Annotated in this window: 1 protein-coding gene; it reads right to left on the bottom strand. The window is 48.1% G+C overall.

The features are described from left to right. The coding region (locus HC176_RS17560) for a multicopper oxidase domain-containing protein (protein WP_167920297.1) at positions 1 to 372 on the bottom strand (372 nt) is incomplete at both ends.

Below are 372 nucleotides of genomic sequence, written 5' to 3'. Positions count from 1 at the left end.
ATAAGACCGTACATTCCGTTCGCGATATGCATTCCAACCGGTGCAGTAGCACAGTGGTAAACATATAAACCGGGATTCATTGTCTTAAAGGTAAATACTGCTTCATGCCCAGGAGCTACGAAAGAAGATTCGGCTCCACCCCCGGGACCGGTCACTGCGTGAAGGTCAATGTTGTGAGGTGATTTTGAGTCGGGGTGGTTCTTGAAGTGGAATTCAACCTCATCCCCAACTCTGGTACGGATGAAACTTCCGGGAACTGTGCCATCAAATGTCCAGTACACGTAAGTTACGCCGTCGCTCATTTCCATCTCTTTTTCGATAACTTCCATGTTAACGATGAGCTTGGTGGCAGCTCTTTTCCCAACAGGTCTG

This window comes from Tamlana crocina (assembly GCF_012037625.1).
The sequence above is the reverse complement of the archived record's forward strand: the minus strand, read 5'-3'. Positions and strand labels throughout refer to the sequence as shown.